Below are 7,668 nucleotides of genomic sequence, written 5' to 3' on the forward strand. Positions count from 1 at the left end.
GTGTCCACCATGTCTCCGAACACCTGTCCACCATGTGTCCGGTACATACAGGGAGAGGGCTAGGGTGAGGGGCTTTTGATCTGGCTTTTGATCTTTTGCCCCATCGGCAGGCCGAGCGGAGGTGTTCATCAGGGGGGAGGCGCGCAGCGCCATGCGGCGCAGCCGCATACATCGAGAGGAGGTGCAGCGAAGCAAGCCGTAGGCGATGCCCCCTGATGGACACCGTAGCGAGGGAACACTGAGCCTCAGCAAAGTGCCGTACGCCGGGGCAACGCCTTTTGGGTTATTTTTTCGCTGGGCCGGCATTCCGGCGTTTGGAAAAAGTGACTCGCTGTAAGCGCGAAACCGCCAGCAGCAACACCCACAGCCACGGATATGCTCACAAAACCAGACCCAAAAAAAAGACGCGATCCTCAAGAATCGCGTCTTTTCATCAAAGCTTGAAGCAGCCTATCAACTACCCAACGCCTTCGACGCCAGCCAGAACAAACCAGCCGACAGCGCCACCGTCGCCGGCAGGGTCAGGACCCAAGCCAGCAGGATGGTACGAACAGTGCCACCCTGCAGGCCGCTTTTGTTGGCGACCATGGTGCCCGCCACGCCCGAGGACAGAACGTGGGTGGTGGATACCGGCAGGCTGAAGATGTTGGCCAGGCCGATCATGCTCGCGGCGGTGATCTGCGCCGACATGCCCTGGGCATAGGTCATGCCTTGCTTGCCGATTTTCTCGCCGATGGTCAGTACCACGCGTTTCCAGCCGATCATGGTGCCCAGACCCAGGGCCAGCGCGACCGCCAGAATTACCCAGAACGGGGCGTATTCGGTGGTGGTGGTCAGGTCTTTGCGCAACTTGTCGAGGTCAGCCTTTTCGCGGGCTTCAAGGCCTGGCAGCTTGGCGACTTTCTTCGCGGTGTCGTCCAGGCACAGCAGGTAGCGACGCACTTCGATGCGGCTTTCGGCCGGCAGCGAGTGGTAGTCCGCTACACCTTTGAGGGTGTGCAGCAGGGCGGAAATGGTCGGTTCGGTCTGCTGCGGGTTGCAGCGGAATTTCTCCGGCAGGTCGCCTTCCACGCTTTTGCCCAGGGCCAGGAACTCACCGAGGGTGGCGGAGTTGCGCTGGTAGAACTGGCTCAGGTGCAGGGTCGCGTCGCGGGTGCGTTCGATCTGGTAAGTGGTGCTGTTCAGGTCGAGCACGAACTGCGCCGGCACGATACCGATCAGCACCAGCATGATCAGGCCGATGCCTTTCTGACCGTCGTTGGAGCCGTGCACGAAACTCATGGCCATCGCCGACATCACCAGCACCAGACGATTCCAGAATGGCGGGTGTTTCTTGTCGTCGATCTTGCGGCGCTGTTCCGGCGTCTTGTGCATCTTCGACAGTGGGCGCCACCATTTGAGGCCAATCAGCACCAGCGCCGCGACAAGGAAACCGGCCATCGGCGAGAACACCAGCGAGGCACCGATGTCGATCGCTTTCTGCCAGTTCACGCCGTCAGCCAGCGGAATGTCGTTGATCAGGGCGTTGGCCAGGCCGACACCGAGGATCGAACCGATCAGGGTGTGCGAGCTGGAGGCCGGGATACCGAAGTACCAGGTGCCCAGGTTCCAGGCGATTGCCGCGGCGAGCAACGAGAACACCATTGCCAGGCCATGGCCGGTGTTCACATTGATCAGCAGCTCTACCGGCAGCAGGTGGACAATGGCATACGCCACGCCAACGCCGCCCAGCAGCACGCCGAGGAAATTGAACACACCGGAGAAGAACACCGCCAAGTGAGGCGGCATGGCTTTGGTGTAGATAACAGTGGCTACCGCGTTAGCGGTGTCATGAAATCCATTGATGAACTCGAAGGCGAGGACAAACGTCAGGGCGAGCAAGAGGCTCACAAGCACCCAAGCATCCAGTCCGCTGAATAAATCGATCATGAAGGTTTTCTGACCCGGTCGTAAGGGGGCGCGATTATGCCAGAAAAGACTGGGAATCGATCCCCTACCTGCTCATTGGTAACAATGTTCTTCGATTTAATTTGTTGCAGCAGGTTAAAACCAAGCGCGGCGCAGGGTTTTTCAAGTCATTGATTTTGTTGCTAAAAGCTTTGCCTGGAAGGGGTTTTTCCAGGCGTGACAAAGCATCAAACGCTTGTCTGAAATATCTCTGAAACGTGTAGGAAGCTTCCTTCAGTCGGTCTGACTGAAAGAGAGCCGCTGCCCGCGGGTAGCGGGCGCGCAAGGCATCGTCGATACACCGCGCTGGTAACCGGTGCGCACGTTGACCTTCGAAATCGTCAAAACCCGTGGCTCATGGCTCTTCGGCTTTGAGTTCCTTTTCGATCTTTTCGATTTCCTGCTTGAAGACCTGATCCTGAACGGTAGGGCGTTTGCGCCATGCCTTGCGTTCCGGCTCGGGTTGAGCGGCGTAGGTGGTGACTTCCCCGCCGTAAACTTCCTTGTAACGTTGTTCCTGGCGCTCAAGTTCCGCGCGCAGTTCGTCTTTCGTCACAGTGCTACCTGTTTGAGTTGAGTTGAATGTCTGGTGAACACACTGCAACGAGTCGCTTGATCGGTCCTGTCGAGTGCTCAACGCCTGAACGGACATTGATATAAGAGCAGGGCGGGTCAAGGACTTCCATGTTACAGGCGGCTACGGCACCAGATTAAAACTGACGCAGCATCAGTTTCCTGTTTCAGCGAGCGCTGGCGTTGCATGAGGCATTGGTGTCAGGCGCAGGCCGGGGCGTCGGCGATGGACATCGCATCAGCCAGTGGCGACCCCGGTGATTAAAAACGCGGTGCCACTGAGGTGCATTATAGCGGTCGATTCGGGAATGACTATCTTTGCCAAGTTAAAAACGGTTCTGGATGTGTGATCGTTTTGTTGCTCGCAACTTTATTGCTAGTTAACGTCTGGAAAATACGTTATTGGCCTGGCGACCTGTTTTTGGCGTCATTTAGTCGAACAACTAAAGCGCTGTTCAGTGCGCTGGCGAAGTTGAGGCCTGAGCAAAAAAGCACCGAGCGAGGCAGTGCAGGCCGATTGCGATTATCGGTCGACGGTTCGATAATCGCCCAATGTTGGCAGTTCGACGCTTGTGCATCGGTTGCCAAGTCGTTTGTATAGCCGCTGAGCCGAGCACAAAAACAAGGACCCGACATGAACGATCAAATGCGCAACTCCTTTACCTCCGTGGCGCCGCCGATCGTTGCCTCGCCGGCCAAGCGCATTCAGGCCCTGACCGGCGATCCGGACTTCATGACCTCGCTGGCCCGGGGCCTGGCGGTGGTGCAGGCATTTCAGGAGCGCAAGCGGCACCTGACCATCGCCCAGATTAGCCACCGCACGGAAATTCCCCGCGCTGCCGTGCGTCGTTGCCTGCACACCCTGATCAAGCTCGGCTACGCCACCACCGACGGCCGTACCTATTCGCTGCTGCCCAAAGTGCTGACCCTCGGTCACGCCTATCTGTCTTCGACCCCGTTGGCGGTTTCGGCCCAGCCGTACCTCGACCGCATGAGCGAGCAATTGCACGAAGCCTGCAACATGGCCACGCTCGAAGGGGACGACATTCTCTACATCGCCCGCTCGGCGACCACGCAACGGCTGATTTCGGTGGACCTGTCGGTGGGTGGGCGCCTGCCGGCGTATTGCACGTCGATGGGGCGGATTCTGCTGGCGGCGCTGGACGACACATCCCTCGGTGAATACCTCGATCATGCCGAACTCGTGGCCAAGACCAGTCGCACGCTTCACACCCCGGAAGCCTTGCTCGAGTGTCTGCAAGAAGTGCGGCAGCAGGGCTGGTGCATTGTCGATCAGGAGCTGGAACAAGGCCTGCGCTCGATTGCCGTGCCGGTCTACGACGCTTCGGGGCAAGTGGTCGCTGCGCTCAACGTCAGCACCCACGCTGGCCGTGTCAGCCGTACCGAGCTGGAGCAACGCTTCCTGCCGGGCCTGCTCAGCGCCAGCCGCGACCTCAGTGCGCAACTGTTTGCCTGAGGAAGCTGTTCGATAAACGCACAGTGTTGCGTTTATCGAATTGACGCTAAAACCCTCGGATCATTAATGTCGCGGCAGCGTCATCCGGCGCTGATGTGAATGAGCTCGCCGGACTGCCGACTCCCATAATAATGACAAGAGGCAACTCCCCATGCGCACGTTCCCCGACTGTCGCCGCCGCTCCCCGTGTTGCCGGTTTCAACGCAACGCCTGATCCACACCTTCTATTCTTGTGACCGTGCCGCTCTCTGGCCGGCCGCCGTTCGACTGCGTTTTTTGCGTGGAATAAAAATAATGAACCAGCCTCAGTCCGCTGTGGGTAACTGCCTCGACGTGCAGACCTTCATCAATGCCCAACCGATCTCGCGCTATCAGTGGCGGGTGGTGATCCTGTGTTTCCTGATTGTGTTCCTCGATGGCCTTGATACCGCCGCGATGGGCTTCATTGCCCCGGCGCTGTCTCAGGACTGGGGCATCGACCGCGCCAGCCTCGGCCCGGTGATGAGCGCCGCGTTGATCGGCATGGTTTTCGGTGCACTGGGTTCCGGCCCCCTGGCTGACCGCTTCGGGCGCAAAGTCGTTCTGGTCGGCGCAGTGGTGTTGTTTGGTGCCTTCAGCCTGGCGTCAGCGTACAGCACCAATGTCGAACAACTGCTGGTGCTGCGCTTTCTCACCGGCCTCGGTCTGGGCGCCGGCATGCCCAACGCCACTACGCTGCTGTCGGAATACACCCCGGAGCGCAAGAAGTCGCTGCTGGTGACCAGCATGTTCTGCGGCTTCAACCTCGGCATGGCCGGCGGCGGTTTCATTTCCGCCAAATTGATTCCGGCGTTCGGCTGGCACAGCCTGCTGCTGATTGGCGGGATTCTGCCGTTGATCCTCGCGGTGGTATTGCTGGTCTGGCTGCCGGAATCGGCGCGGTACCTGGTGGTGCGTAACCGCGGCACCGACAAGGTGCGCAAGACCTTGGCACCGATCGACCCGGTCACCGTTGCCCAGGCGTCGAGTTTCAGTGTGCCGGAACAGAAAACTGTGAAGGCGCGCAATGTGTTCGCGGTGATCTTCTCCGGCACCTACAGCACCGGCACTTTGTTGTTGTGGCTGACCTATTTCATGGGGCTGGTGATCGTGTACCTGCTGACCAGCTGGTTGCCGACGCTGATGCGTGACAGCGGCGCGAGCATGGAGCAGGCCGCGTTCATCGGTGCGCTGTTCCAGTTCGGCGGTGTGCTGAGCGCGGTCGCGGTGGGCTGGGCGATGGACCGCTTCAATCCGCACAAGGTCATCGGCACGTTCTATCTGTTGGCCGGGGTGTTTGCCTATGCGGTGGGGCAGAGCCTGGGCAACATTACCTTGCTTGCGACCTTGGTGCTGGTGGCGGGGATGTGCGTGAACGGTGCGCAATCGGCGATGCCGTCGCTGGCGGCGCGGTTTTATCCGACTCAGGGCCGGGCGACCGGTGTTTCCTGGATGCTGGGGATTGGTCGCTTCGGCGCGATTCTCGGAGCGTGGATGGGCGCGACGCTGTTGGGCCTGGGCTGGAACTTCGAACAGGTGTTGACGGCGCTGGTGATTCCGGCAGCGTTGGCGACGACGGCGGTGGTGATCAAAGGCATGGTCAGTCATGCGGATGCGACCTGAGTTTCACTTTCAGCATCGTCGGTGAATGTGATGGCCGCATCGCGAGCAGGCTCACTCCGACATTTGAGAATGCATTTCCCCGGTAGGAGTGAGCCTGCTCGCGATGCCTTTGGTTTTGATTGTTAGGGTGATAACAATCCGTTCGATAAACGAACGCTCAGTCGATTATCGGATTGTTTGGCGATTTTCAGCGGCTTAATCTGCAGTGACTCCGGCGCTGAACCTCGCGCCTTTTTATCACTGGCGATTCATTACAAAAACGGGAGCCCGCTCCATGGCTGAGATCCTTTCGCTGCACGACGCGGTGAAGCAATTCGTCAACGACGGCGATACCGTCGCGCTCGAAGGCTTCACTCACCTGATCCCTACGGCAGCGGGTCATGAAATCATTCGGCAGGGCAAGAAAGACCTGACCCTGGTGCGGATGACGCCTGACCTGATCTACGACCAACTGATCGGTGCCGGTTGTGCCCGCAAGCTGATTTTCTCCTGGGGCGGCAACCCGGGCGTCGGTTCGCTGCACCGTCTGCGCGATGCGGTCGAGAAGCAATGGCCACACGCTTTGGAAATCGAGGAACACAGCCACGCCGACCTGGCCAATGCCTATGTTGCCGGCGCTTCCGGCCTGCCATTCGCCGTGTTGCGGGCTTACGCCGGTTCCGACCTGCCGAAGGTCAACCCGCTGATCAAATCGGTCACCTGCCCGTTCACCGGTGAAGTGCTGGCGGCGGTGCCGTCGGTGCGCCCCGACGTGACCGTGATCCACGCGCAGAAAGCCGACCGCCAGGGCAACGTGCTGCTGTGGGGCATTCTCGGTGTGCAGAAAGAAGCCGCACTGGCGGCCAAGCGCTGCATCGTCACCGTCGAGGAAATCGTCGACAACCTCAACGCCCCGATGAACGCCTGCGTGCTGCCGACCTGGGCCTTGAGCGCGGTCTGCCACGTACCCGGTGGCGCGCACCCGTCCTACGCCCACGGTTACACCGAACGCGACAACCGTTTCTATCAGGCGTGGGATCCGATCGCCCGTGACCGGGCGACGTTTACCGCGTGGATCAACGAATACATCCATGGCTGCGCTGACTTCAGCGAGTTCCAGGCCAAGTTGGCCGCTGCTTCGGAGGCCAAGTAATGACGTACACCACCAATGAAATGATGACCGTCGCCGCAGCCCGTCGCCTGAAAAACGGCTCGGTGTGCTTCGTCGGTATCGGCCTGCCGTCGAAAGCCGCGAACCTTGCGCGCCTGACCTCGTCGCCGGACGTGGTACTGATCTACGAGTCGGGCCCGATTGGCGCCAAGCCGAGCGTGTTGCCGCTGTCGATCGGTGATGGCGAGCTGGCGGAAACCGCCGACACCGTGGTCCCGACCGGTGAGATTTTTCGCTACTGGCTGCAGGGCGGGCGCATCGACGTCGGATTCCTGGGCGCAGCGCAGGTCGACCGTTTCGGCAACATCAACACCACCGTGGTCGGTGATTACCATGCGCCGAAAGTGCGTCTGCCGGGTGCCGGTGGCGCGCCGGAAATCGCCGGTTCGGCGAAAAGCGTGCTGATCATCCTCAAGCAGTCGGCGCGTTCGTTCGTCGACAAGCTCGACTTCATCACCTCGGTCGGTCATGGCGAGGGCGGCGATTCGCGCAAGCGTCTGGGCCTGCCGGGTGCCGGCCCGGTCGGGATCATCACCGACCTGTGCATCATGGAGCCGGAAGCGGGCACTCATGAGTTCGTGGTCACCGCGCTGCACCCCGGTGTGACCCGCGAGCAAGTGGTCGCGGCCACCGGATGGGCGATTCGTTTTGCCGACCATGTCGCCATTACCGCCGAGCCGACCGACGTCGAACTGACTGCGCTGCGCGATCTCGAAGCACGCACCGCCGCCGCCCACGGCCAGGCACCGGGAGAAGCATGATGCGTGACGTGTATATCTGCGATGCGATTCGTACCCCCATCGGCCGTTTCGGCGGTGGTCTGGCCGGCGTGCGCGCCGACGATCTGGCCGCCGTGCCGATCAAGGCGCTGATGGAGCGC

General features: G+C 60.4%; 6 protein-coding genes and 1 pseudogene. 5 read left to right on the plus strand and 2 right to left on the minus strand.

Annotated elements, in window-relative coordinates; genetic code table 11:
• Positions 1-453 precede the first annotated feature (453 nt).
• Positions 454-1,929: an inorganic phosphate transporter gene (locus DBR24_RS27015; RefSeq protein ID WP_123465315.1), complete on the minus strand. Its 1,476-nt coding sequence runs from the start codon at positions 1,927-1,929 to the stop codon at positions 454-456.
• Between the two features lie 373 nt (positions 1,930-2,302).
• Positions 2,303-2,503 (minus strand): hypothetical protein, encoded by a 201-nt coding sequence (locus DBR24_RS27020; protein WP_008080067.1) that lies wholly within the window; start codon positions 2,501-2,503, stop codon positions 2,303-2,305.
• A gap of 651 nt (positions 2,504-3,154) precedes the next feature.
• On the opposite strand from DBR24_RS27020, the gene pcaR reads away from it, so the two are divergent.
• The 5 genes and pseudogenes from pcaR to DBR24_RS34035 form a co-directional block, all read left to right on the plus strand.
• Positions 3,155-3,997 carry a pca regulon transcriptional regulator PcaR gene (pcaR, locus tag DBR24_RS27025; RefSeq protein WP_123465317.1) on the plus strand — a complete coding sequence of 281 codons (843 nt, stop codon included), beginning with the start codon at positions 3,155-3,157 and terminating at the stop codon, positions 3,995-3,997.
• A 294-nt stretch (positions 3,998-4,291) separates the two neighbouring features.
• Positions 4,292-5,638, plus strand: coding sequence for an MFS transporter (locus DBR24_RS27030; protein ID WP_123465319.1), 1,347 nt, complete (start codon positions 4,292-4,294; stop codon positions 5,636-5,638).
• A gap of 274 nt (positions 5,639-5,912) precedes the next feature.
• Positions 5,913-6,770, plus strand: coding sequence for a CoA transferase subunit A (locus tag DBR24_RS27035; RefSeq protein WP_123465321.1), 858 nt, complete (start codon positions 5,913-5,915; stop codon positions 6,768-6,770).
• Positions 6,770-7,549 carry a CoA-transferase subunit beta gene (locus DBR24_RS27040; RefSeq protein ID WP_128616245.1) on the plus strand — a complete coding sequence of 260 codons (780 nt, stop codon included), beginning with the start codon at positions 6,770-6,772 and terminating at the stop codon, positions 7,547-7,549. Before DBR24_RS27035 ends, DBR24_RS27040 begins: the two co-directional genes overlap by 1 nt.
• Positions 7,546-7,668, plus strand: a pseudogene (locus DBR24_RS34035) (3-oxoadipyl-CoA thiolase); the annotation flags it as partial. The gene DBR24_RS27040 and the pseudogene DBR24_RS34035, both read left to right, overlap by 4 nt.

Source organism: Pseudomonas sp. HMWF006, from assembly GCF_003061205.1.
GTDB lineage: Bacteria > Pseudomonadota > Gammaproteobacteria > Pseudomonadales > Pseudomonadaceae > Aquipseudomonas > Aquipseudomonas monsensis.

Coding starts and splice junctions, on each gene's coding strand:
- DBR24_RS27015 (WP_123465315.1), bottom strand. CDS start 1,929: ATGATCGATTTATTCAGCGGACTGGATGCTTGGGTGCTTGTGAGCCTC.
- pcaR (WP_123465317.1), top strand. CDS start 3,155: ATGAACGATCAAATGCGCAACTCCTTTACCTCCGTGGCGCCGCCGATC.
- DBR24_RS27030 (WP_123465319.1), top strand. CDS start 4,292: ATGAACCAGCCTCAGTCCGCTGTGGGTAACTGCCTCGACGTGCAGACC.
- DBR24_RS27035 (WP_123465321.1), top strand. CDS start 5,913: ATGGCTGAGATCCTTTCGCTGCACGACGCGGTGAAGCAATTCGTCAAC.
- DBR24_RS27040 (WP_128616245.1), top strand. CDS start 6,770: ATGACGTACACCACCAATGAAATGATGACCGTCGCCGCAGCCCGTCGC.